The 22517-nt window shown below is 64.1% G+C and carries 19 protein-coding genes; 16 read left to right on the top strand and 3 right to left on the bottom strand.

Going from position 1 to position 22517, the window contains the following annotated elements; all coding sequences use genetic code 11:
• Positions 1 to 42 precede the first annotated feature (42 nt).
• The 14 genes from ppsR (at position 43) to ACOZHM_RS02415 (ending at position 15223) form a co-directional block, all read left to right on the top strand.
• Positions 43 to 864, top strand: a complete 822-nt coding sequence (gene ppsR, locus ACOZHM_RS02480; protein ID WP_421567354.1) for a posphoenolpyruvate synthetase regulatory kinase/phosphorylase PpsR — start codon at positions 43 to 45, stop codon at positions 862 to 864.
• A 149-nt stretch (positions 865 to 1013) separates the two neighbouring features.
• Positions 1014 to 1526, top strand: coding sequence for a DUF1249 domain-containing protein (locus ACOZHM_RS02475; RefSeq protein WP_421567353.1), 513 nt, complete (start codon positions 1014 to 1016; stop codon positions 1524 to 1526).
• A gap of 60 nt (positions 1527 to 1586) precedes the next feature.
• A complete protein-coding gene (locus ACOZHM_RS02470; RefSeq protein ID WP_421567352.1) occupies positions 1587 to 2075 on the top strand; it encodes an NUDIX hydrolase in 489 nt (162 codons plus the stop codon).
• A gap of 245 nt (positions 2076 to 2320) precedes the next feature.
• On the top strand, positions 2321 to 2935 hold the full coding sequence (locus tag ACOZHM_RS02465) for a CDP-alcohol phosphatidyltransferase family protein (protein WP_313340851.1): 615 nt from the start codon (positions 2321 to 2323) through the stop codon (positions 2933 to 2935).
• A 52-nt stretch (positions 2936 to 2987) separates the two neighbouring features.
• Positions 2988 to 4049, top strand: a complete 1062-nt coding sequence (phaE, locus tag ACOZHM_RS02460) for a class III poly(R)-hydroxyalkanoic acid synthase subunit PhaE (protein ID WP_421567351.1) — start codon at positions 2988 to 2990, stop codon at positions 4047 to 4049.
• Positions 4046 to 5113, top strand: coding sequence for a class III poly(R)-hydroxyalkanoic acid synthase subunit PhaC (gene phaC / locus ACOZHM_RS02455; protein WP_421567350.1), 1068 nt, complete (start codon positions 4046 to 4048; stop codon positions 5111 to 5113). Before phaE ends, phaC begins: the two co-directional genes overlap by 4 nt.
• Entirely contained in the window at positions 5113 to 5502 is a 390-nt protein-coding gene (locus ACOZHM_RS02450; RefSeq protein ID WP_421567349.1) for a YfeK family protein, read from the top strand. The genes phaC and ACOZHM_RS02450 overlap by 1 nt, the downstream gene beginning before the upstream one ends.
• Before the next feature lie 31 nt (positions 5503 to 5533).
• On the top strand, positions 5534 to 5740 hold the full coding sequence (locus tag ACOZHM_RS02445) for a PspC domain-containing protein (RefSeq protein WP_421567348.1): 207 nt from the start codon (positions 5534 to 5536) through the stop codon (positions 5738 to 5740).
• The gene (locus ACOZHM_RS02440; RefSeq protein ID WP_421567347.1) at positions 5737 to 6177 is read left to right on the top strand and encodes a hypothetical protein; all 441 of its coding nucleotides are present in this window, start codon (positions 5737 to 5739) and stop codon (positions 6175 to 6177) included. The genes ACOZHM_RS02445 and ACOZHM_RS02440 overlap by 4 nt, the downstream gene beginning before the upstream one ends.
• Positions 6178 to 6295: 118 nt before the next feature.
• Complete coding sequence (locus ACOZHM_RS02435) at positions 6296 to 6511, top strand: hypothetical protein (RefSeq protein WP_421567346.1); 216 nt, start codon at positions 6296 to 6298, stop codon at positions 6509 to 6511.
• 150 nt (positions 6512 to 6661) lie between these two features.
• Entirely contained in the window at positions 6662 to 9034 is a 2373-nt protein-coding gene (locus ACOZHM_RS02430; RefSeq protein ID WP_421567345.1) for a Tex family protein, read from the top strand.
• A gap of 276 nt (positions 9035 to 9310) precedes the next feature.
• Entirely contained in the window at positions 9311 to 11467 is a 2157-nt protein-coding gene (locus ACOZHM_RS02425; RefSeq protein ID WP_421567478.1) for a PAS domain S-box protein, read from the top strand.
• 317 nt (positions 11468 to 11784) lie between these two features.
• Positions 11785 to 13626, top strand: a complete 1842-nt coding sequence (locus ACOZHM_RS02420; protein WP_421567344.1) for a methyl-accepting chemotaxis protein — start codon at positions 11785 to 11787, stop codon at positions 13624 to 13626.
• A 217-nt stretch (positions 13627 to 13843) separates the two neighbouring features.
• Positions 13844 to 15223, top strand: coding sequence for a DUF1214 domain-containing protein (locus tag ACOZHM_RS02415; RefSeq protein WP_421567343.1), 1380 nt, complete (start codon positions 13844 to 13846; stop codon positions 15221 to 15223).
• A gap of 14 nt (positions 15224 to 15237) precedes the next feature.
• On the opposite strand, the gene ACOZHM_RS02410 is transcribed toward ACOZHM_RS02415, so the two are convergent.
• On the bottom strand, positions 15238 to 15681 hold the full coding sequence (locus ACOZHM_RS02410; RefSeq protein WP_421567342.1) for a hypothetical protein: 444 nt from the start codon (positions 15679 to 15681) through the stop codon (positions 15238 to 15240).
• Between the two features lie 339 nt (positions 15682 to 16020).
• Between ACOZHM_RS02410 and ACOZHM_RS02405 the strand changes: the two genes are divergently transcribed.
• A complete protein-coding gene (locus tag ACOZHM_RS02405) occupies positions 16021 to 16650 on the top strand; it encodes a hypothetical protein (RefSeq protein ID WP_421567341.1) in 630 nt (209 codons plus the stop codon).
• 676 nt (positions 16651 to 17326) lie between these two features.
• A complete protein-coding gene (locus ACOZHM_RS02400; RefSeq protein ID WP_421567340.1) occupies positions 17327 to 19258 on the top strand; it encodes an endonuclease NucS domain-containing protein in 1932 nt (643 codons plus the stop codon).
• 145 nt (positions 19259 to 19403) lie between these two features.
• Here ACOZHM_RS02400 and ACOZHM_RS02395 read toward each other — a convergent pair whose 3' ends face one another.
• On the bottom strand, positions 19404 to 19949 hold the full coding sequence (locus tag ACOZHM_RS02395) for a hypothetical protein (RefSeq protein WP_421567339.1): 546 nt from the start codon (positions 19947 to 19949) through the stop codon (positions 19404 to 19406).
• 1338 nt (positions 19950 to 21287) lie between these two features.
• Positions 21288 to 22301, bottom strand: a complete 1014-nt coding sequence (locus tag ACOZHM_RS02390) for a hypothetical protein (protein ID WP_421567338.1) — start codon at positions 22299 to 22301, stop codon at positions 21288 to 21290.
• Positions 22302 to 22517: the final 216 nt, after the last annotated feature.

Raw genomic sequence — 22517 nt, 5'->3', positions numbered from 1 at the left:
GTATCGACGGCCTTTTTAAGCTTCAGAGGGGTTAAAAGACGCATGTCGACGATCCGTCCGGTGTTCTACGTGTCCGATGGAACCGGTATCACCGCTGAAACCATTGGGCATAGCCTCCTGACCCAGTTCTCCGGGTTCAGCTTCATTACCGATCGAATGTCGTTCATCGACGACCCGGAAAAGGCCCGGGAAGCCTGTGAAAGGATCCGTGCGGCGGGGGAGCGCTACCAGGTCCGGCCGATTGTGGTCAGTTCCTGCGTGGACAGCGGCCTGAGCATGATCCTGGCCGAGAGCGGCGGGCTGATGCTGGACGTGTTCGCCCCCTTCATCGAGCCGCTGGAGCGCGAACTGGAGGTCAACCGCCATTCCCGGGTGGGCCAGGCGCACGGCATGGTCGACTTCGAGACCTACCACCGGCGCATCAACGCGATGAACTTTGCGCTGACCCACGATGACGGAATCGCCATCAATTACGACGATGCCGACGTGATCCTGGTGGCGGTGTCGCGCGCGGGCAAGACCCCCACCTGCATCTACCTGGCCCTGCATTACGGGGTGCGGGCGGCCAATTACCCGTTGACCGACGAGGACCTGGAGCAGGACCGCCTGCCGGCCCGGCTGCGGCCCTACCGCAAGAAGCTGTTCGGGCTGACCATCGACCCGGACCGCCTGCAGCAGATCCGCCAGGAGCGCCGTCCCAACTCGCGCTATGCCAACCTGGAGACCTGCCGGCGCGAGGTCGCCGCCGCCGAGACCATGTTCCGGATGGAGCGCATTCCCACCCTGAGCACCACGCACACCTCGATCGAGGAGATCTCGAGCAAGGTGCTGACCACCTTGGGGCTGCAGCGCGAGTTGTATTGACCGATACGCGATCGGGTGGAGAGCCCCCTGAGTCAGGGGGCGGCCGCGAAGCGGCGGGGGTGTGGGTGCTGGTAAGCGGGGCCCGCGTTTTGCGCAGCAAAGCGTGGGGCGTCAGCGCGCATGCGATGACGCTGGTGTAGGATCGAGACATGGCCCAGGCATCGCCCCGCATCGAACGCATCCCCCGGCTCAGCCGCCTGAGCTGGCTGATGGGGCTGTACGCGGAGAACTACCAGCACCTGGTGCGGCTGTTCGCGCCGGCCGAGCTGGTGCCGGGCAGCTACGTGTCCTCCGTCGGCGACGGGCTGGATGTGCGCCTGGACGTCATCGAGTGCCACCGCTACACCGTGGAGCTGCGCCTGACCTACGATTTCGCCGACCCGGTCACCGGGCAGCCGGACCCGTCGGCCTACGTGCGGCTGTACCGCGATGCGCGCCAGGCCGAGACCACCCACTGCTACGTGGGCCGCCGCTGGCAGGACGTGGTGGGCATGTACCCGCCGCCGGCCGAGCTGATCAGCCACCGCATGCGCATGAACACCTTCCTGGGCAAGTGGCTGGAATACCTGGCCGAGCGCGGCCACGGCGTGGCCACCCTGCGCCGCGATGGCGACGCGCTGCCGGCCCCGGCCGACACCCGTCGCGCCCGCGTGACCGGCTGAGCGACCCGGCCTGCGCGGATCGCGCATAATCGGCGTTTGTGTTCCGCGAGCCCGTGCGTCATGCCCTATACCCCCATCGTGGCCACCCTGGGCTACGTGCTGTCGCCGGATGGCCGGCAGGCCCTGATGATCCACCGCAACGCACGGCCCGGTGACCTTCACCTGGGCAAGTACAACGGCCTCGGCGGCAAGGTCGAGCGCGATGAGGACGTGGCCGCCGGCATGCGCCGGGAGATCCTGGAGGAGGCCGGCATCGTCTGCGGCACCATGCGCATGCGCGGCACCATCAGCTGGCCGGGCTTCGGCAAGCACGGCGAGGACTGGTTCGGTTTCGTGTTCGTCATCGACGACTTCACCGGCACGCCGCTGACCGCCAACCCCGAAGGCACCCTGGAATGGGTGGACGTGGACAAGATCGAGAACCTGCCGCTGTGGGAAGGCGACCGCCAGTTCCTGCCGCTGGTCTTCGATGGCGACCCGCGCCCGTTCCACGGCGTCATGCCGTATCGCGACGGGGCGATGCAGTCCTGGTCCTACACCCGACTTTGAGGTCAGAGAGGCCGGGCCGGTTTGCCATAGGCCCCGCTTATCCACAGGGGGTGTGGATGACCGGTGCGTAAGTTTGTGGATAAGCGATGGCAGCGACCACCCCCCTAGGCTGTCAAGATGGGTGGCGAAAAATTCACCGCATGTCGTCGATGCGTGAGTGCGGCGCGACGGCCCGGCTTTCGTGAAGGCTGTCCCGGTTTGGGCCGTCGCGGTACTCTCTTGCCATTGCCGTCCAAAGAGCCTCCATGAAACGTCACTTCACGATGCTGCGCGAGTTCCAGCTGGCCGACTGGTTCACCCTGGCCAACGCGTTCTGCGGTACCGGTGCGGTGTTCGCGGCGATGCGCTTCCTGCAGGACGGGGAGCGCAGCTACCTGCTGTTCGGCATGGCGCTGATCCCGCTGGCCTTCATCTTCGATGCCCTCGACGGCCGCATCGCGCGCTGGCGCAAGTCCAGCTCCACCCTGGGCCGTGAGCTGGATTCGCTGTCCGACGTGATCTCCTTCGGCGTGGCCCCGGCCGCGCTGGCCTATGCCTGTGGCATGCAGGGCGGTTGGGACTGGCTGGTGCTGAGCTATTTCGTGTGCTGCGGCGTCAGCCGCCTGGCCCGCTACAACGTCACGGCCGAATCGCTGGCCGGCGATGGCGACAAGGTGCCGTATTTCGAGGGCACCCCGATTCCCACCAGCCTGGCGCTGGTGGTGGTGCTGGCCGTGGCAGCGAGCATGGGCGCCATCGGCCACGACCTGTGGCTGGGCCGCTGGCAGCTGGGCCCGTGGCAGCTGCACCCGCTGGTGCTGCTGTTCGCGCTGTCCGGCTCGCTGATGATCAGCAAGACCCTGCGCATTCCCAAGCCGTGACCCGGAGCCCGTTGATGTTCCCGTCCTTGTCCTGCCACCGTGGAGCGCTGCGATGAGCACCGCCGGAAGCGGCCACGACGCCGGCGACTTCGAGGCGCTGGCGCGGCAGTATTTCAGTGCCTGGGGCGATGCCCTGCGGCACGCCGCGGTGCCGCCGCAGGGCGACGCCGCCGGCGCGGGCCCCGGCAGCTGGCAGCAGACCATCGAGGGCTGGGCGCAGCTGATGTCCAACCCGGGCAATCGTCAGTCCGAAGAGGCAGTAAACCGCTTCCGCGACCAGGCCGGTGGCTGGTACGGCACGATGCAGAAGGTGGCGGCACGCTTTGCCGGCCAGGACAGCACCAGCGCCGACATCGCCCAGGCCTGGCGCGAGGCGGTGGAGGGGCAGGGCGATGGGCTGCTGCAGTGGATGCTGCAGGGCGCCCGCGGCCACACCCAGGCCGGCGGCCCGGACCTGCTGGCGCTGCTGGAGCGGCTGCAGCACGATCTCGGCCCCTGGCTGCAGAGTCCCGCGTTCGGACCGGCGCGCGAGCACCAGGCGCGCTGGCAGGCGCTGCTGCGTGCCCAGCAGGAGTACCAGGGCCATGCGCGCGACTACGTCGACCAGATCAAGCAGGCGCTGGATGACGCTTTCAACCTGTTTGAGCAGCGCTTGGCCGAGCACGAACAACCGGGCAACCAGCTGACCAGTGCGCGCGCGATGTTCGACCTGTGGATCGAGGCGGCCGAGGAGGCCTACGCCAAGGTCGCCCTGTCCGAGCCGTTCCAGCAGGTGTATGCCGCGCTGGGCAACGCACAGATGCGCCTGCGCGCGGCAGCCCAGCAGGAAGTCGAGCGCTTCTGCGAAGCGGCCGGCATGCCCACCCGTACCGAGATGGATGCCGCGCACCGGCGCATCACCGACCTGGAGCGGCTGGTCCGGCGCATGGCCGCCGGGGCCGCCAGCGCCACCAAGCCGGCAAAGAACACCAAGCCGGCCAAGGCCGCTTCGCCTGCAAAGAACGCCAAGCCTGCAAAGGCCGCCAAGCCCGCGAAGACGACCAAGGCGAAGGCCGCTTCGCCGGCGCCGCCGCTCAAGCCGAGCCGTCCGCGCACCCGCAAGGCGGCGCCATGAAGGGGCCGCTGGGGTTCAACGCCGAGGACCTGCTGCAGGAAACGCTGTCCATGCAGCGCAAGTTGATGGACGGCTTGAAGCTGCTGCCGTCGGTGGAAGACGTGGATTACGGTGCCACCGCCCGCGAAGAAGTGTGGCGCGACGGCAAGGTGGCGCTGTATCGATTCGTCGGTGAAGAGGCGCCGGTACATCGCACCCCGCTGCTGATCGTGTATGCGCTGGTCAACCGTCCCTACATGGTGGATCTGCAGGCCGACCGTTCGCTGGTGCAGCGCCTGCTGGCGCTGGGTCACGACGTGTACGTGCTCGACTGGGGCTACCCGGACCGCTCCGAGCGCTACCAGACGCTGGAAGACTACCTGCTGCGCTTCGTCGATGGCGCGGTCGACCATCTGGTCGCCGCCAACGACGGAACGCCGATCAACATGCTGGGTATCTGCCAGGGCGGCGTGTTCGCGCTCTGCTATGCCGCCCTGCGCCAGCCCAAGCTGGCCAACCTGGTGACGATGGTGACCCCGGTCGATTTCCAGACCCCGGACAACATGCTGTCGCATTGGGCAAGGCAGGTCGATGTCGACCTGCTGGTCGACACGCTGGGCAACATCCCGGCCGACCTGATGAATGCCAGCTACCTGATGCTCAAGCCGTTCCGGCTCAATGTGCAGAAGTACGTGGGCCTGCTCGACATCCTCGACGACAAGGCCGCGCTGCAGGATTTCCTGCGCATGGAGAAGTGGATCTTCGATTCGCCCGACCTGGCCGGCGAAGCGTTCCGCGACTTCATCAAGCAGTTCTACCAGGGCAACGGGCTGATGCATGACGGGGTGCGCATCGGCGCCGAGACCGTGCAGCTGTCGCAGGTCACGCTGCCGGTGCTGAACATCTACGCCGAACAGGACCACCTGGTGCCGCCGGACGCCTCGCGCGCGCTGCGCGGGCGGATCGGCAGCAAGGACTACACCGAGAGCAGTTTCCGTGGCGGCCATATTGGCATCTACGTGTCCGGCCGCGCGCAGCGCGAGGTGCCGGCCACCATCACCGATTGGCTGAAGGAACGCACCTGATGAAACGCACCGCCGTCACCGTCGCTACCCTGGCGCTGGCACTGGCCGGCAGCGCCCACGCCGCGCCCAGCGAGGTCGCCCGCCGCGAGATCGCGGGGCTGATCGGCGCGCTGGACGGCTCCAACTGCCGCTTCCAGCGCAATGGCAGCTGGCATGACGCCGCCGAGGCGCGCGCCCACCTGCAGCGCAAGTACGACTACCTGCTGAAGAAGGACCAGGTGGACACCGCCGAGCAGTTCATCGAGCGGGCCGCCAGCCAGAGCAGCATGAGTGGCAAGGCCTACCGCATCGCCTGCCCGGGCCAGCCCGAGCAGACCGCCGCGGTGTGGTTCGGGGCGCGGCTGAAGACGCTGCGTATCAACGCGCCCGCTACACATCCACCGCGCTAACGTAAGTCTTCCACCGTAGGAGGAAGCCGCCATGAACACCACCGCCCCCCGCACCCTGTCGCGTTCCATCAACGACCGCATGATTGCCGGGGTGATGGGCGGCATTGCCCATCGGTTCGGCTGGAACGTGACCCTGCTGCGCATCCTGTTCGTGGTGGTGTCGCTGGCATCGGCGGCGTTCCCGGGCATCCTGGTGTACCTGGTGCTGTGGCTGCTGATCCCCAACGAGGCCGATTGAGCCTGCCGCCACTGGCGCTGCGCGCGCTGCAGGGGCTGGGAGCGGTGTGGACCGCGCCCAACACCCTGGTCGGCGTGCTGGGTGGCGTGGCCGGCATGCTGGCCGGCGCGCGCCCGTACTGGAGCGGCCGCGACTGCGCGCTGGTGTTTCGCGAGTTCCCGTGGGGTCCGGGCGGGGCGATCACGCTGGGCAATGTCATCCTGCACACCGGGCCCACCCTGGAGGTGGGCTGTCGCACCTACGCCCACCAGGCCGGGCACTGCACCGAGCCGGTGATTGGCCTGCACGATCATGAACGCGCGCATGTGTACCAGTACCTGGTACTCGGGCCGCTGTACCTGCCGGTGTACCTGCTGTGCGGCGGGGTGAGCGCGCGCAATCCGTTCGAACGCGCGGCCGATGTCTATGCCATGACGGGACATGGCTGGTGGCCGTAACGCCAGGTCATCTGCATGCAAACAATGGTTATTAGGCTGGATGACAATTCAGTCAGGTTCAGCGCGGTAAGCTGCACCCTGTTGTACATGCATGACGTTTACTGGAGGAACACATCACATGGCAATCGTTCTTTATGTCGGTGGTAGCAAGGATGGCGACAAGGGCCTGGTGCCCCACGGATTCAGCAAGTCCCGCGCCGATACCGCATCGGGCCCGGAGATCTATACCGAACGGTTCATGGAGCTGCAGGGCATCGGCAAGGTGCGGGTGATGGCGCTCGAATCGATGCGCGATGACCTGGTGCAGCAGCGCGCTGCGCGGCATTATCGTTGAGGCGTATCGAGCGTTGTTGACGACGCTCCAACCCGGGTAGATGCCCACCGTGGGTCGGCATGCGGGGAATTCCGGAATGTCAACGGGTTCCCCCCGCCGCGATGCGTTGCCACAATCGGGGTTTCCGCATAGTGGCTTCGGCCGGACGCAATGCCAGACCTCAAGCTCGCCCAGCAGATCGCCCAGACCATCGCCGACGAAATCGGTGCCCAAGCTGCCCAGGCGCGTGCCGCCATCGCGCTGCTCGACGAAGGCGCCAGCGTCCCGTTCATCGCGCGCTACCGCAAGGAAATCACCGGGGGCCTGGACGACACCCAGCTGCGCAACCTGGAAACGCGCCTGACCTACCTGCGCGAGCTGGAGGAGCGCCGCGCGGCGGTGCTGGCCAGCATCGACGAGCAGGGCAAGCTCAGCGACGAATTGCGCGGTGAGATTCTCGGCGCCGACACCAAGTCGCGCCTGGAAGATCTGTACCTGCCGTACAAGCCCAAGCGCCGCACCCGCGCGCAGATCGCCCGCGAAGCCGGGTTGGAGCCGCTGGCCGATGGCCTGCTGGCCGATCCGAGCCAGGACCCGCAGCAGTTCGCGGCCGGCTTCGTTGACGCAGAAAAGGGCATTGCCGACACCAAGGCCGCCCTCGAGGGCGCCCGCGCGATCCTGATGGAGCGCTGGGGCGAAGACGCCACGCTGGTCGGCGAGCTGCGTTCCTGGCTGGGCGAACAGGGCGTGATCCGCGCCCGCGTCGCCGAAGGCAAGGAAGAGCAGGGCGCCAAGTACCGCGATTATTTCGAACACGCCGAATCGCTGGCGAAGATTCCGTCGCACCGCCTGCTGGCGCTGTTCCGTGCGCGCCGCGAGGAGATCCTGTTCCTGGAGCTCGACCCGGGCAGCGACGCCGAGGCCGGGCACGTCTACGCCGAGGGCCGCGTGGCCTTCAATGCGGGCATCCGCGACGCCGGCCGCCCGGGCGACCGTTGGCTGCTCGACGCCTGCCGCCTGACCTGGCGCGCCAAGCTGCACATGCACCTGCTGCTGGACCTGTTCAACCAGGCCCGCGAAAAGGCCGAGGCCGAGGCCATCGCCGTGTTCGGCGACAACCTCAAGGACCTGCTGCTGGCCGCGCCGGCCGGCCCCAAGACCGTGCTCGGGCTCGACCCGGGCATCCGCACCGGCTGCAAGATCGCCGTGGTCGATGCCACCGGCAAGCTGGTCGCCACCGACACCATCTATCCGCACGAGCCGCGCCGGCAGTGGGAGCAGTCGCTGCAGACGATCAAGCAGCTGTGCATGAAGCACAACGTGGAGCTGATCGCGATCGGCAACGGTACCGCCAGCCGCGAGACCGACAAGCTGGCCGGTGACGTGATCAAGGCACTGGGCGAAACCAAGCTGCAGAAGATCGTGGTCAGCGAGGCCGGCGCGTCGGTGTATTCGGCCTCGGAATTCGCGGCGAAGGAATTCCCGGACCTGGACGTGTCGATCCGCGGTGCCGTGTCGATCGCACGCCGCCTGCAGGATCCGCTGGCCGAGCTGGTCAAGATCGAGCCCAAGGCCATCGGCGTGGGCCAGTACCAGCACGATGTGGACCAGTACCGGCTGGCGCGCGCGCTGGACGCGCGTGTGGAAGACTGCGTCAACGCGGTGGGCGTGCACGTCAACACCGCCTCGGCCGCGCTGCTGTCGCGGGTGTCGGGCCTGTCGTCCACCGTGGCCGAGAACATCGTGCGGCACCGCGATGACAACGGTCCGTTCAAGCGCCGCAAGGACCTGCTCAAGGTGCCGCGCCTGGGCGACAAGACCTTCGAGCAGTGCGCCGGGTTCCTGCGCATCGCCGACGGCGACCAGCCGCTGGATGCGTCCTCGGTGCACCCCGAAGCCTACCCGGTGGTCGAGCGGATCGTGGCCGCCACCGCGCGCCCGATCAAGGCGCTGATCGGCGACGGCAGCTTCCTGCGCGGGCTGAAGGCCGAGGAGTTCACCGATGCCACTTTCGGCGTGCCGACCGTGCGCGACATCCTCAAGGAGCTGGAGAAGCCCGGCCGCGACCCGCGACCGGAGTTCAAGGCCGCGCGCTTCGCCGATGGCGTGGAAGAGATCAAGGACCTCAAGCCGGGCATGATCCTGGAAGGGGTGGTCAGCAACGTGGCCGCGTTCGGTGCCTTCGTGGACATCGGCGTGCACCAGGACGGCCTGATCCACATCTCGGCCCTGTCCGACACCTACGTCAAGGACCCGCGCGACGTGGTCAAGGCGGGCGACATCGTCAAGGTGAAGGTGCTGGAGGTCGACGTGGCGCGCAAGCGCATTGCGCTGACCCGTCGCCTGGACGACAGCCCGGCCCCGGCCAAGGCCCCCGGCGAGCGCGATGCGCGTCCGGCTGGCGGCCAGCGCCGTGACGGTGGTGGCGGTGGCGCACGCCAGGGCGGGCGCGGTGCGCCGGCCGGTGCGCGGCCGGGGACCAGTGCGGCGCCGGCCAACAATGCGTTGGCCGATGCCTTCGCCCGGGCCAAGCGCGGCGGCTGATCCACCCAGCGCCGTGTCTCAGGGGGCCGCCTTCGGGCGGCCCTTGGCGTTCTTGCCTTCCGCTGCCTGAATGAGCTTGACAGGGGCTTGATCCCGCTTGCCGTTGAATGCCGGTACGCTGTACCTACGGCGGGGAGGCCAGATGACAGATCAGCAGGCGGGTCAGCGCGGTCAGGTACTGCACGACGAGGCCGGTAGCGGCCACGCCGGGGCGAGCCTGTGACCCGCGCAACCCCGCCTGGCACGCTCCCCCCCGACCAGGCTGCCCTGCAGGAGATGGCCGATCAGCGCCGTCGCCTGGAAATGATCATCGAGGGCACGGCCGCCGGCACGTGGGAATGGAACTGCCAGAGTGGCCAGATGCGAGTGAACGAGCGCTGGGCGCAGATCGTTGGCTACACCCGCGAAGAGCTGGCACCGATCACACCGAAGACCTTCCAGCATCTGGTCCATCCCGATGACCTGGAGCGCTCCAATGCCCTGCTCCAGGAGCATCTGGACGGGCGATCCGCGCACTACGACAGCCTGTGCCGCATGCGCCACAAGCAGGGACACTGGATCTGGGTGCAGGACCGCGGCCGCGTCTACGAATGGGACGAACAGGGGCGCCCCTTGTGGATGGCCGGCGCGCACGCCGACGTCAGCGACCTGCAGAATGCATTGCAGGATGCGGCGAACATGCGCCAGCGCCTGCAGTCGGTGGTGGACGCCTCCGACGAAGTGGCGGTGATCGCGACCGATGTCGACGGCGTGGTCAACCTGTTCAACAGCGGAGCGCAGAAGCTGCTCGGCTACGCCCCCGAAGAGGTGATCGGGCGGGTCAACCCGGGCCTGTTCCATGACATCCACGAGATGGAGGACTATCTGCGCCCGGAGGCCGACGCCGACGGCCGCGTGCCGACCATCTTCGAAGCATTGACCGCACGCGCCGCGCAGGGCACCTGGTCGCACCAGTGGACCTTCGTGCGCAAGGATGGCGGGCACCGCCAGGTGCAGCTGTCGATCAGCCCGTTGAACAACGGCAACGGCGGCCGCATCGGCTATGTCGGCATGGCGGTGGACATCACCCCGCTGCTGGAGATGCGCGAGCAGGCCTACGTGGCCGCCGAGAAGTTCACCGGTGCGTTCTCGTCGGCCGCGCTCGGCATGGCGCTGGTGTCGCTCGAAGGGCGCTGGCTGGACGTCAACGACGCGCTGTGCGGCATCCTCGGCTACACCCGCGCCGAGTTGCTGATGATCGATTTCCAGACCCTCACCCACCCGGACGACCTCAACACCGACCTGGCGATGGTGGGCGACCTGCTGGCCGGTCGCCGCGATCATTACCACATGGACAAGCGCTACCTCGGCAAGGGCGGCAATATCGTCTGGGGGCGGTTGTCGGTCTCGCTGGTGCGCGCGCCGCATGGCGAGCCGCTGCATTTCGTGTCGCAGATCCAGGACGTCACCGCCCAGCGCCAGAGCAGCCTGCAGTTGCGCGAGTCCGAACTGCGCACCCGCGTCACCCTGGACGCGGTGGCCGACATGGTGCTCAACCTGGACCTGCATGGCCTGATCCAGTATGCCAACGCGGCCGCCACCCGCGCGCTGGCCGGCGAGGGCGCCGCACCCGTGGCCGGCAGCCAGGTGCAGGACGTGATGGAGCTGACCACCGAGTACGCGCCGCGCTCCCCGCTGGATGTGTCGGTGCTGCTCGATCCGGACAGCAACGCGGTCGACCTGCATTCGGACCTGCTGCTGTCGGTCGGCGCGCAGCTGCTGCCGGTGGATGTGACACGGGCCTGGCTGCACGGCGAGGACGGACAGGTGAGCGGCGCGGTCTGGGTGATCCGTGACGTCACCCAACAGCGCGCGCGCCAGCGTGAGGCACGCCACCTGGCCGAGGTGGATCCGCTGACCGAGCTGAGCAACCGGCGCGGCTTCGAGGCCCATCTGCAGGCGGCCATCACCCGGGTGGCGCGCACCGGCCAGTCGGCGTCGTTGATGTTCATCGACCTGGACAACTTCAAGCCGATCAACGACAGCCACGGCCATCTGGCTGGTGACGCGATGCTGTGGGCGGTGGCCAACCTGCTCCGGCACGGCGTCCGCGACTCGGACATCGTGGCCCGGCTCGGTGGCGACGAATTCGCGGTCATCCTGGCCGGCTGTTCGCTCAAGCGTGCCCGCCGCATCGCCAGCGACCTGCTGGAATCGGTGCGTGGCCTCACCATTCCCTGGGACCTGCAGCGCCTGGGGGTAGGGGCGAGCATTGGTATCGCGGCCATCGGCGGCAGCATGAGCGTGGACGAGGCGGTCGCCGCGGCCGACGCCCAGTGCTACCGGGCCAAGGCGATGGGCCGCAACAACGTCCAGGTCGAGGCGCCCCTGCATGGGGGGCCGGACCCGCTGGACAGCGCCGATGGCGACGGCGGCGAGGGCGGGCTGGACTGAGCCGCCGCGATATGTGACGTAGAACGTAAAGCGTTCAGCCGTCGGCGTTCGATTTCTCAAGCTCACCTGTGAAGGGTCGATAACCCTTTACAGCGGTTCCTTTCCCGGATCCGCACCGTCATTCCGGCGGCTGCTCCAGGCCACCGGAACGCGCCTTCACGCAGTGCAGTGCCGTCAGGCAGGACCCGTTCGTGCAAGCCGCTGGAATGACGTCATCCCCACTGGCGTCTTCGTAACCGAAGCCAACGTGATTGCGCCGCCGGGCATCTTGGCCCGCGGCGTCCCAACCAGCTGTTCGGACATCGAGGATTACAACGATGCTTACGTCAGGCATGCAGATGCCCTTGTCAGAGCCGGCCGGAGTGCCGGTGTCGGACTCCCCGTGGCGCGCGCTGCGCGCGCTGTTCCTTTCCCGTCGAGACCTGCGCGGCGACGCCGAGGCGGCCTCGCGCCGCCAGGCCGAACTCGAGGCGCAGGTCGCCGCACTGCATCGGGTGCAGGCCGTCATCGAGTTCGCGCTGGACGGCACCATCCTGACCGCCAACGACAACTTCCTGCAGGCGCTGGGCTATTCGCTCGACGAAGTGCGCGGTCACCATCACCGCATGTTCGTCGACCCGGCCTATGCAGGCAGCGCGGATTACCGTGACTTCTGGGCACGGCTGGGCCGTGGCGAGTACGACGCCGGACAGTACCGGCGCATCGGCAAGGGCGGTCGCGAGATCTGGATCCAGGCCTCGTACAACCCGGTGTTCGACAGCAACGGACGGCCGTACAAGGTGGTCAAGTTCGCCACCGACATCACCGCGCAGATGATGCAGGCCGCCGATTTCGCCGGCCAGTTGGCCGCCATCAACAAGTCGCAGGCGGTCATTGAGTTCAGCCTGGACGGTCGTATTCTCGGTGCCAACGAAAACTTCTTCGCCACCACCGGCTACACGCTTGATGAGGTGCGCGGGCAGCACCACGCGATGTTCGTCGAGCCCGAGTATCGGCAGAGCGAGGAATACCGCGCGTTCTGGCAGAAGCTTGGGCGTGGTGAGTACGATGCGGGGCAGTACCGGCGCATCGGCAAGGACGGTCGCGAAATCTGGATCCAGGCCTCGTACAACCCGATTCTGGACATGAACGGCCGTGCGATCAAAGTGGTGAAGTACGCCACCGACATCACCGAGCAGGTGCGCGACACCCAGGCGCTGCAGCGCGCCGTAGCTCAGACCCGTGAAGTGGTGGCCGCCGCGCAGGGGGGCGACCTTACCATGCACATTGCCACCGATGACAAGACCGGCGCGATTGCCGAGCTGTGCTGCGGCATCAACGCGCTGGTAGAGGCGATGGCCGCCATCATCGGCCAGATCAAGACCGCCGCCGATACCATCGCGCTGGGGGCCAGCGAAATTGCCACGGGCAACACGGACCTGTCGGTGCGCACCGAGCAGCAGGCCGCGTCGCTGGAAGAAACGGCGGTGTCCATGAAGGACCTGGCCGATACGGTCCGGCGCACCGCCGACAACGCGAGGCAGGCCAGCCAGCTGGCCAGTGGTGCGGTCGACGTGGCGGCGAAGGGCGGGCACGTGGTGCACGAAGTGGTGTCGACCATGGCGCTGATCAACGAATCCTCGCGCCGTATCGTGGACATCATCGGCGTCATCGACGGCATCGCGTTCCAGACCAACATCCTGGCCTTGAACGCGGCCGTGGAAGCGGCGCGTGCGGGCGAGCATGGTCGCGGCTTCGCAGTGGTGGCCAGCGAAATCCGTTCGCTGTCGCAGCGTTCGGCCAGTGCCGCCAAGGAGATCAAGCAGCTGATCGGCGATTCGGTGGACAAGGTCGACAACGGCACCTGCCAGGTCGAGAGCGCGGGCCGCACCATGGACGACATCGTGCTGAACGTGAAGCGGGTCAGTGACCTGATCAGCGAGATCAGCGGCGCTGCCCAGCAGCAGGCCGACAGCCTGGGCCAGATGAACGTGGTGGTCGACCAGATCGACCAGGGCACCCAGCAGAACGCCGCGCTGGTGGAAGAGGCCTCGGCCGCCGCGCGCAGCATGGAAGAGCAGGCCACCCAGCTGCTGCAGACCGTTGCGGGTTTCCGTGTAGATGCAGCGGTAGCGCAAGCACTGCGCCAAGGCGGGCAGCCAACGCTGCGACTGGTGTAACTGGCGGAATAACGCCGCCTGGGCAAACCCGCCCGGATAGACTCAACTGGGCACACCGACGGGGTAGAGCCGACTGTTAGTCGGCTGCTCTCCGGCGGCTCCAAGAAGGGAGACGGCCACGTATCTTTACTGGCCGTCTCCCAGTAAAAGCCCCGAGGTAGTGGGCCGGGCAATCACCCAGCATGGAGCGGTCTGTATGCCCCTCAAGGAGCCGCCCGTGAACCGCATCGCCTGCACCTGCCTGGCTGTTCTCGCCGCGCTCGCCTTACCCGGCTGCAACCGCAGCACGCCGGAGGCCACCCCTGCCGCAGCCGCACCTCCGGCGGCAACGACGCCCCCGCCTGCCGCCACCCGTGCTTACACCGACCAGGACATCAGCGATGCCTGGATCTATCTGATGGGGCGCCTGCTAGTGCTGCGCCAGCAGAAGGCCGACCTGGACGGCGGCATGAAGTGGAACGAGCTCGTGCATCGCAAGCCCGGCGCCGTGGAGTGGCCCAACCCGAATCTGGACGTGGCGTACTCCGAAGCGTGGGTAGCGCTGGATGAGAACAGCTGCACGCTGGTGACGGTGCCTGAAATCAAGGGGCGCTACTACACCGTGCAGTTCCTCAATGGCTGGGGCGAAACGCTTGCCAATATCGATGCGCGCACCCAGCCGCAACGACCGTCGGGTGAATTTGCCGTCTGCCTGGAAGGCGCGACCGTCGCGCTTCCGGCCGACACCGTGCGCGTCGACGTTCCGGCCAGGTTCCTGCGCGTGCTGGCGCGGGTGGAACTGGGCGACAACTGGAAGGACGCGGTGGCATTGCAGAAGAAGTTCGCCCTGCGCTCGACCGGTACGCCGACGCCGCCCACGTTGCCGGCGATCCCGGCGTTCGATCAACAGCACCTGCCTGGCGTGGAGGCATTCGAAAATGCCGTCGCGGTGCTGGACAGCGAGCGCGACCTCAATCCGGGCATGGAAGGCGTCGCGGCCAAGGTGCGCGCCATCGCAACGGGCATCCAGGACCCGGCCGAGCGCGCGCGGGTAGACCAGGTAGTGCGCACCAAAGCGCACGCCGACCTGGCCAAGGCCTCGGCGACCATCGGCCACGGCACCGTGCGCAACGGCTGGGTACGCCCGTCGGTGGCCGGGTCGTATGGCGATGACTGGCTCGGTCGGACCCTGATCAACCTGGGCGGGATCTGGGCGAACCAGCTGGACAGCGTGGTGTACTTCAAGGGCAACCTCGACAGCACCAACACCCAGCTCAACGGCGCGCACAGCTACACCATGACCTTCCCGAAGGAGGCGCTGCCGGCGAGCTTCGCCGATTATTTCTGGTCGGTGATCGCGGTGGACCCGGTGTTCGCGCGCGTGTTGCCCAATCCAAAGAACCGCTTCCTGCTCAACCGCGAGTCCTGGTTGACGTACAACCCCGACGGCTCGCTCACCCTGTACTTCGCACCCGACAAGCCCACCGATGCGCCGGACCCGAACTGGCTGCCGACACCGAAGGGTCAGGACTACCGGCTAACGTTCCGCTTCTACGGACCGAAGGGCGGCGTGAGCGATGGCAGCTACTACCCACCGCCGCTGATCAAGACAAACTGACGGCGCGGTGCGGGTTAAAGGCGATCCGAGGCGCCTTCGGCCATGAGGTGATCCACGACCTCGCCCAAGGTGCGCGCACTGGCGATCTCCCAATAGCTGCGGGGCAGGGCGACGCCGAGCATCTGCTGAATCTCGCCCAATGCATTGGCTATGTCCTGCTGGGTATCCATGCTGGCGAAGCGTGGTCCGCCGACGATCACCTCCAGGCGGTCTCCCGGCAGGAACCACGGGGAGGGCCACCGCAACTGGCGTGCGAACGCTTCACCGACGACCGTCGCAATCCGCTGCCGGGCGCCGCCGCCCCATTGGTCCATCTGCTGGGCAGCGCGACTACCCTGCAGCGACTTCAGCGCGGTGAAGAACGACAGGTCTGGTCCGAGCCATCGCACCCCGATGAAGAAGCGCGCCCAACGTTGCCGGGGCGGGTAGTGCGGGGGATAGGTGAGTACGTCGCTCATCGGGGAAGCTCCAGGTCGTTTACTCTTTCCTGCCCACTGTTCTGAGTCAGCCGGCCAGCGTCGGCTACAGCCAAATCATGAGAAAGCTCTGTGTCGTCGTCTACATGCTCTTGGGGGCCATCTTTGGACTATGGCTTACGTTCGTGCAAGGCGGATATGTCCTTTGGGTATTGGTTGGTGAGCGATTGTTTTGGTGGGTCGGAGGGGTAAGTGTCGTATTGATTTCGTGCCTTGCCGGGTGTGTGGCTAGTGCTCTTTGGGAGCGCGCGTCTCATAGGCAGCAAGCTTTCCTGATGAGCGTTGCGGTCGTCCTACTGGTCGCGGTGTTGGGTGTCAGCGTTGTCGTTTGGAACTCTGCCACTGTCCAGCGCGGTTGAGGTCGCCACCGATTCGGCCACATTCGATACGATGCGTTTTATTCAAGGAGAAGGGGGCGAGGTCGTGAAATACGCAACCTCCATTGTTGTAGTCGGCCTGTCTTTGTTGCCATTAGCATCGGCTGCCGCACAAGATCGGGCTTCCCTTGTCACAGAGAAGCAGCTATGGGCATTCTCTGAGAGAATTGCTCTTGCTCTTCCAGGCGACGGAAGTGACGTCTCCAAGCTCGTTTCCGCGTCCGCCGCATCGACCACAAGCGCTTCAGGAAGTACTGAGTATCGCGCTGCTTCCAGCGAAATTGGGCCTTCTCTGTCCGCTTCGAATTCGGTTGTCGTGATGGGGAAGGCTGGGCGCGCATATGCGGTTTCCTTCGATTTGAAGGGCAGCTGCGTCCCGTTCAAGTCGCTTCGGACCAAGTACCCCAGCCTAATCGTTCTAGATCAGCCTCGTGATGACAATGAACATGCCAGGTACTCCTTCGGGGCGCACGTGGGTGATTCAATCATCGCCTATTCCTTCCCTGCCAAGAAAATTGGCTGTATGAACCATGTGGATATCACGCCGGCGGCGCCACTCAAGGCGAGGAAGTGAGACCGGTGATACTGCAGTTGGCCACGGTCGAGAGAAAAGCCGCCAGCGCTTGGACGGGCCAAATCCCAAAAAAAAGCCCCGCGATGGCGGGGCCTTTTTCTTCTTTGCGGAAGACCCCAGGAAATCCAGAGGCGTCCGCATCCATTGGTGCCGAAGGTGGGAGACGCACACGCTGTATCAAGGATCTGAAAAATACTTTTACTTTCAATCATCTAAGGGTCGTTTAAGCAGGGTCGTTCTGGAAGTAAACCCCTCTCTCGTTCTGGAAGCCATGGGGTGCGAAACACGGCCCGGGCGGCTATCCTGCGCGGGTACGCCCCGGTCCTAATTGTCTCTAGAGGCCACATATGAATGAGCAGTCTGCACTAGCCGCCGTCCGAAGCGCGTTCGCCCCCTTGCACGCAGGTGCAAGCATGTCTCCCTTACAGACGCTCGTGTTTAGGATAGTTGATGAAGCGGGTCAGCCCGTCCTGCTTCCCAGCGCGATCGATGAGTATGTTTGGCGGGATCGCGAAGCACTACAAGGTCTTCTGCTTGGCATCCGGGATATGCTTGAGGTTCACGGCGGAAGGCTTCTGGACCCATGGCAGATGCCCTAGCTTACCCTTAGTCTACCCCCACAGTTCACTCCGTTCGCGAACTGAGAAGCTTGCCTCGCCTTGCACAAGGAAGTGTCGTGACAGAAGCAGAACTCCGTGATTACATCGCAGAAAACATCGCGGTGATTGCCCCTGGCTTGACCTTGCTCAAGACTGAGCAGTACATCCCCGCAGGTTTAGGGACTCGGGGCTTCATTGATCTCTACGCGAAGGATGCCGACGGCCATCATGTCCTGATAGAGCTGAAGAGGAGCGATGCGAGCGCCCGCGAGGCCATCCATGAAATTCATAAGTATGCTGAGGGCGTCAAAGCACACTTCGGCGCTCGGGATGATGAGATCCGCATATTCATTGTCTCGACCGAGTGGAGGGAGCTATTGGTCCCTTACTCAAGGTTTGTTGCGGATACGAGTTTGGATGTAACAGGCCTGCTGCTGGAGGTCGGAGATGGCGCTCGCACGCTTACGACGTCACCTGTTGAGGCACTTCCCATCTCTCATGGCCGCTTCATTGCCCCATGGCATGAAGTGGGCTTCTATGCAACGCGAGAATCATTTGAGCGCGGCCTAGACTCCATCCATGAGTGGTGCGCCCGAAAAGGCATAAGCGACTACGTTGTAGTTGAGATGCTCACGCCGGAAGGGTATTCGTCCACGCATCAAGCGCAAGTACATGCAGCGATACAGCAGGCAATGGGTAGTCACACACTCGGTCCAGATCGAGCAGTTGCCATGCCCACTTATGAGTATATTGCTTACTTTGCTATGCAAGCACTGTCCGAGGCTCACTATGTTCGGCTTATTGAGTCGGAAGGTGAAGATCCAGTTGAGGCTGAAGAGCTGCTTGAGGAGATTCGCGATGCCGATGCAGAAGAGAAGCTGCGCGTTCTACACGAGCACGCTATAGCTGCCGGAAGTCCGCCGGAGAGAGATTACTTCGAGATTGGTTACGCCGCGAAGTTTGCACGGCTGATTGAGCAGGACGGGTGCACCGTGCGCTCGCTTCATAGGGGCGGCCGTTTCCTGCGAAATGCGGCCCTGGCGGACGCTTCGATTCTCTCGGAGATCAGAGGGGAAAGTGGCGCTACAGGCCAAGCTCTCAAGAGGAAAATTGACCTTGCTAACAAGGCACACGTCGCTGCCCTGCGTTCTGATCTTGCTTCCTGCCTAGAAGGCAATCCGTCGTGGAGGAGTCATGTTCTCCATGCCTTAGATGAGGTTTTGCATGACTACCCACGGGCGTCCCTCGACGTCTCGGTTTCCAATCCCTCCACAGGCTTGCTAACCATGTATTACCCACTTATCAACGAAAGTGGGTACCTGTATGTCCCTACATACACCTTGGGGGTGCGCAACCCAGAGTCAGTGCGCGCGTACTACGGCGCACTTCAAGCCGACGGCACGGCGCTCACCTACAGGCAGCTAATTGACAAGTACTACGACGGCGATCTTTGCAATCTCCTGTTCACCCTGACATGGGGTGGAAGGGAAGAACGCGACGCCGATATCGTAGAGGATATGGGTGCCGCGTATCAGTCATTCAAGTGCGAGATCAATGAGCTTGGGGAGCGCACCTTCTTTGCACTTCGTAATGGGCGGTGGAGGGCGACCGATAAGGTGGTGCCGACTATGCTCTTCCAAGAGTTTATTGAGAAGAACGAAAGGTTAGTTAAGGCCGTGCTTCGGAAGGTCCATCACAGGATGGGCCAGGGAGTATTTGATGGCGCGTCACCCGATCTAATGCTTGACGATCTTGTGAGCTCCACAGTCGCTCCGGCTTGCAAAAAGTACTTTAGCGGTGCATCTGAGTACTGCGATATCTGCGGTTGCAGTCTCGCAGAGGAGAAGTACATGGTCGATGGATCGATCTCCGGAGAGGGCGCGTGGGGTTTCATGTGTGCAGATTGCTTTCACACTCATGGTACAAGGATAGGCTGGGGATTCGGGCAGCTTTATCTGAATACCAACGAGGGATGGCTGCTCGTGGCCGGAGCGCCTCCTGATGTCTGACTGGACGAAACCTGGGCTTCGCGTAGCGTCTATGCCGCTTGTAATGGACAGCATGTCGGCGGCAGCAGTTCTAGTTCAATCCGGAGCGCAGATGGGGCGTCGTTGGCTGTTGGCGTTCCGCAACTATGAAAGGCGGGTAGACGTTTCAGCACGATAGAGCCTGCTGGAGGGCGGACAATCGCCTCGCCAGCTCTTCGCGCATCTGCGCTTGGTCTTCACCGTACATCTCCATCTGGACGTCCGCAGAAAACGCTATGCGCCCACCTTCGTCCTTGAGGCAATTCTTCATCAGCCGCAGCTCGAAGGGGCCTGTGCCATCAGGGAATGAATGATCGTGAACAACGTTCAGGAGTAGGCCGCGAGCCAGAACGAAATAGTTCGTGAGATCTGAAGCCCAATCTCTATTTCGAAAGATGATGCCGACATACATCCGTCGAAGGACTCCGCCGGTTGGCGGATGGACAGTATCTTCAAAGGCACAGCGGAATGACTCGAACGGCAGTCCAGGTGCATTGATGGTGCCAAGGAAGCTCGCCAGTTCCGGCTCTCCCTCAAGCTCGGGTATCTCGGTGATCCGATCAGGTTCTCGGCTTAGCCAAATTAATGGAAAAACCTTACCCTCCACGGGCGCGTAAGGGAGATTGTGCAGTCCCGTTGTATAGCTTATTGTTAAATTAAGCTCGCGTTCCATCGGCTTCGACCCTTTCTGGTCCATCCAAGTTAATTTGAGTATTGCATAGGGCTAGCTTGTTCCGGGCGCTGACGGCGAGGCATTAGGGCAGAGCGTGGCTGCGGTCTGCAACCCGAGTGCAGAGAAGTCCGGCTCGGTCGAAGCTGGAACAAAATGGCGAAAAGTGGTTCATTGAGATCGCTATCGTCACTTGAGCGCTCTCAAGGCGCTTCAGGCGCGCAACAAAGCCACGAACAAGAGAGCAACAACAAATACCGCAACCATAACGAGAAGATCGGACACTGTCACGAGCGGCCGAGACGCGAGTCTGGTTGTCTCTCGGACATTGGCTTGGATAGCTTCATCGATTAGCCGTCTGATCTGATGGCGGACCTCGCGATTCCTGGAGTCCCGCTCTACTACGCTCATCATTCCTCCTCCTTGGTAGATATTGGTCCCAAAAGGTGCCGTAACGGCGGCCGGTGAGAGGGCGCTCATCGCAGCTTGGCTTGATGTGCCTCAGGGAGTTGCACGGCTGCGTGCCCGAGGCAAGCGCGTGCCCGTTTGAGCTTGAAGTACATGAAATGCCTCCAAGACCTCCACGCTTCCCATCAGGGGCTGGGCGGCCCAGGCGATTGTAGCCCCGACGTGCCTAAGTACGGCTCCTCGGCTCGGCGGGTACCTATGCAGCTCCGTTACCTCGATCCCGTCGCCGACGGATGACTCCCATCGCTTGTGGGTGCCGCCGGATAGTCGGTGAATCACCTTACCGGCCTGGACAGTCCTGTAGGTTACCTTTCGTTCCGGTTGGGTGTCGGACCGATGACAAAGCGCTACGCCCAGCCATACGGCGAGCAAGTGAAGCGGATCTACCTTCCTTTCACTTAGCCGGGCCCACAGTGCCTTGGCTCGCTCCGCTGGGGGCTTGCCGGCCAGCCTAAACGCGTCCACAGGTCGGCCGGCTCGCCAGTAGGCGGTACCCACACGATCCATTGCCTCGATCACGTGAGGCTCTCCACTGCGGTCCTGAAGCCATCTGAGGGCGCTCCTGCGATAGGGGTTGAGCTGCGCAGCCGAGTAGCTGGGTTTCGCATAGCTCCCATGCCGCTTGTAGTGGTCTACATGCCGTCGGCAATAGTTGCGGTTCAATCCTGACCGCTGGTAGGCCGTGGTCGGCTGTTCGCAATCCCCAACGATGCACTCGGGGTAGCCCTTTGCTCCGCTGACGCGTTGCTGGATTTCGACTCGTCGCTTGTTGTAGACAGTTGGGTTCATCATCGCTCGTCTTACGCCCCCTTCTTATGGGGAACCGGAAGATTACTTAGGTATCTTAGGTAGGTATCTTAGATAGAGGGAGTGTCAAGCAACCTTCGATTGTTTGACCAAGACTTGGGCCAATGGGGACAAGTCAACGTCTGCCTGTCCCTTACCCCCGCTCACATCTTCAAATGCTCGCTCCATGACCTCTTTTGCTACTTCTGCCTTGTCGTACCTCACCAGCAAGCAGTCGTGGATGGGGAGGGCCACGATCCCAAGTGCTTTCAACTGCAAAACAGACCTTAGGATCACTCTGCTCTCGACGCTCTGATGATGCATCCATTGGCTGGATGCGAAGAGTGGCACGAGGGCAGGGTGCCGCATCCGAATGCCTTCGATGACCTCTTCGATCTTCACCCTCACCGGGAAATGGTGGCGGGTTCCCTGAGGCATTCGGCTCGGAAGCTTATCGCCCGCCAATAGAGCATTCATCACTTGCTTAACGCCCTCCCGCGATCCACCCACGCCGGGGACGAAGTACAGGTCGCCCTGTGGAGGACAGGTCCCCACTTGGGCATACGCCAAGCGCACCGACATTTGGGCGAAGTCGACCGCAGCGATGGGCTGACCCTGGAGTCGCAGGTATTGAAGCCTACGGCTCTTGGGCATCTCCTGCCAGAAGCCATGGTGAAGACGGCCGCCCTTCTCCAAACTACCGTCATTGAAGATTCGCCGTAGGAATCGCTGGCTGAGGTCGATACGGTCTTCCACCGTACAACCCGCGTAATCAATGTCCGCCGTGGCGAGCCACCCGTTCACTTCAGCCATTTCGGCCCTGAGTGAAAAAGCTTCATCTGTATCCGGAATCGGCAGTTCGGCAGCCTGACCCGCAACTTTCCGTCCGCGCAGGACAAGGGGATCTCCCTGCAGGCTTGGATTGCGCGCGAAGTCTCCCAAAGAAAGAAGGCGCTCATCTGCCTGTTCGATCAGCCAAGGAGCTGCCCTGACCGTTGATCGCACGCTTTCGAACGCTGATCTGTGGCCTAGCCGCAGTTCCAAGGCTCCGACAGATGCTTGACCTAGCGACTGCACCAACACTCGAAACTGCTCAGTCAAGAAGGGTGCTCGCCGATTGGCTCGTGAGAGATCTGCCTTGGACATCTCAACCGTCAGCCATCCTCCAGGCTCCCGTAGGGACCTACAGATGAGGTCGCTTACGAGTGCGGCTGTCGCCTCCCGGTGAGTTTTCTGAGCCTCGCCCCGTCTGCGCCGGGCGCGCCGCTCTGTAAGAGCCACCCGATTCAGAACCTCACTGATGAGATCCAGAGCGGC

Source organism: Stenotrophomonas sp. PD6 (genome assembly GCF_049199305.1).
Taxonomy (GTDB): Bacteria; Pseudomonadota; Gammaproteobacteria; order Xanthomonadales; family Xanthomonadaceae; genus Stenotrophomonas.
This window is presented reverse-complemented; position numbering and strand designations above follow the sequence as displayed.

What these genes read in the sequence shown, in the direction of transcription:
- ppsR (WP_421567354.1), top strand. Translation starts at nt 43, where the DNA reads ATGTCGACGATCCGTCCGGTGTTCTACGTGTCCGATGGAACCGGTATC.
- ACOZHM_RS02475 (WP_421567353.1), top strand. Translation starts at nt 1,014, where the DNA reads ATGGCCCAGGCATCGCCCCGCATCGAACGCATCCCCCGGCTCAGCCGC.
- ACOZHM_RS02470 (WP_421567352.1), top strand. Translation starts at nt 1,587, where the DNA reads ATGCCCTATACCCCCATCGTGGCCACCCTGGGCTACGTGCTGTCGCCG.
- ACOZHM_RS02465 (WP_313340851.1), top strand. Translation starts at nt 2,321, where the DNA reads ATGAAACGTCACTTCACGATGCTGCGCGAGTTCCAGCTGGCCGACTGG.
- phaE (WP_421567351.1), top strand. Translation starts at nt 2,988, where the DNA reads ATGAGCACCGCCGGAAGCGGCCACGACGCCGGCGACTTCGAGGCGCTG.
- phaC (WP_421567350.1), top strand. Translation starts at nt 4,046, where the DNA reads ATGAAGGGGCCGCTGGGGTTCAACGCCGAGGACCTGCTGCAGGAAACG.
- ACOZHM_RS02450 (WP_421567349.1), top strand. Translation starts at nt 5,113, where the DNA reads ATGAAACGCACCGCCGTCACCGTCGCTACCCTGGCGCTGGCACTGGCC.
- ACOZHM_RS02445 (WP_421567348.1), top strand. Translation starts at nt 5,534, where the DNA reads ATGAACACCACCGCCCCCCGCACCCTGTCGCGTTCCATCAACGACCGC.
- ACOZHM_RS02435 (WP_421567346.1), top strand. Translation starts at nt 6,296, where the DNA reads ATGGCAATCGTTCTTTATGTCGGTGGTAGCAAGGATGGCGACAAGGGC.
- ACOZHM_RS02430 (WP_421567345.1), top strand. Translation starts at nt 6,662, where the DNA reads ATGCCAGACCTCAAGCTCGCCCAGCAGATCGCCCAGACCATCGCCGAC.
- ACOZHM_RS02425 (WP_421567478.1), top strand. Translation starts at nt 9,311, where the DNA reads ATGGCCGATCAGCGCCGTCGCCTGGAAATGATCATCGAGGGCACGGCC.
- ACOZHM_RS02420 (WP_421567344.1), top strand. Translation starts at nt 11,785, where the DNA reads ATGCTTACGTCAGGCATGCAGATGCCCTTGTCAGAGCCGGCCGGAGTG.
- ACOZHM_RS02410 (WP_421567342.1), bottom strand. Translation starts at nt 15,681, where the DNA reads ATGAGCGACGTACTCACCTATCCCCCGCACTACCCGCCCCGGCAACGT.
- ACOZHM_RS02395 (WP_421567339.1), bottom strand. Translation starts at nt 19,949, where the DNA reads ATGGAACGCGAGCTTAATTTAACAATAAGCTATACAACGGGACTGCAC.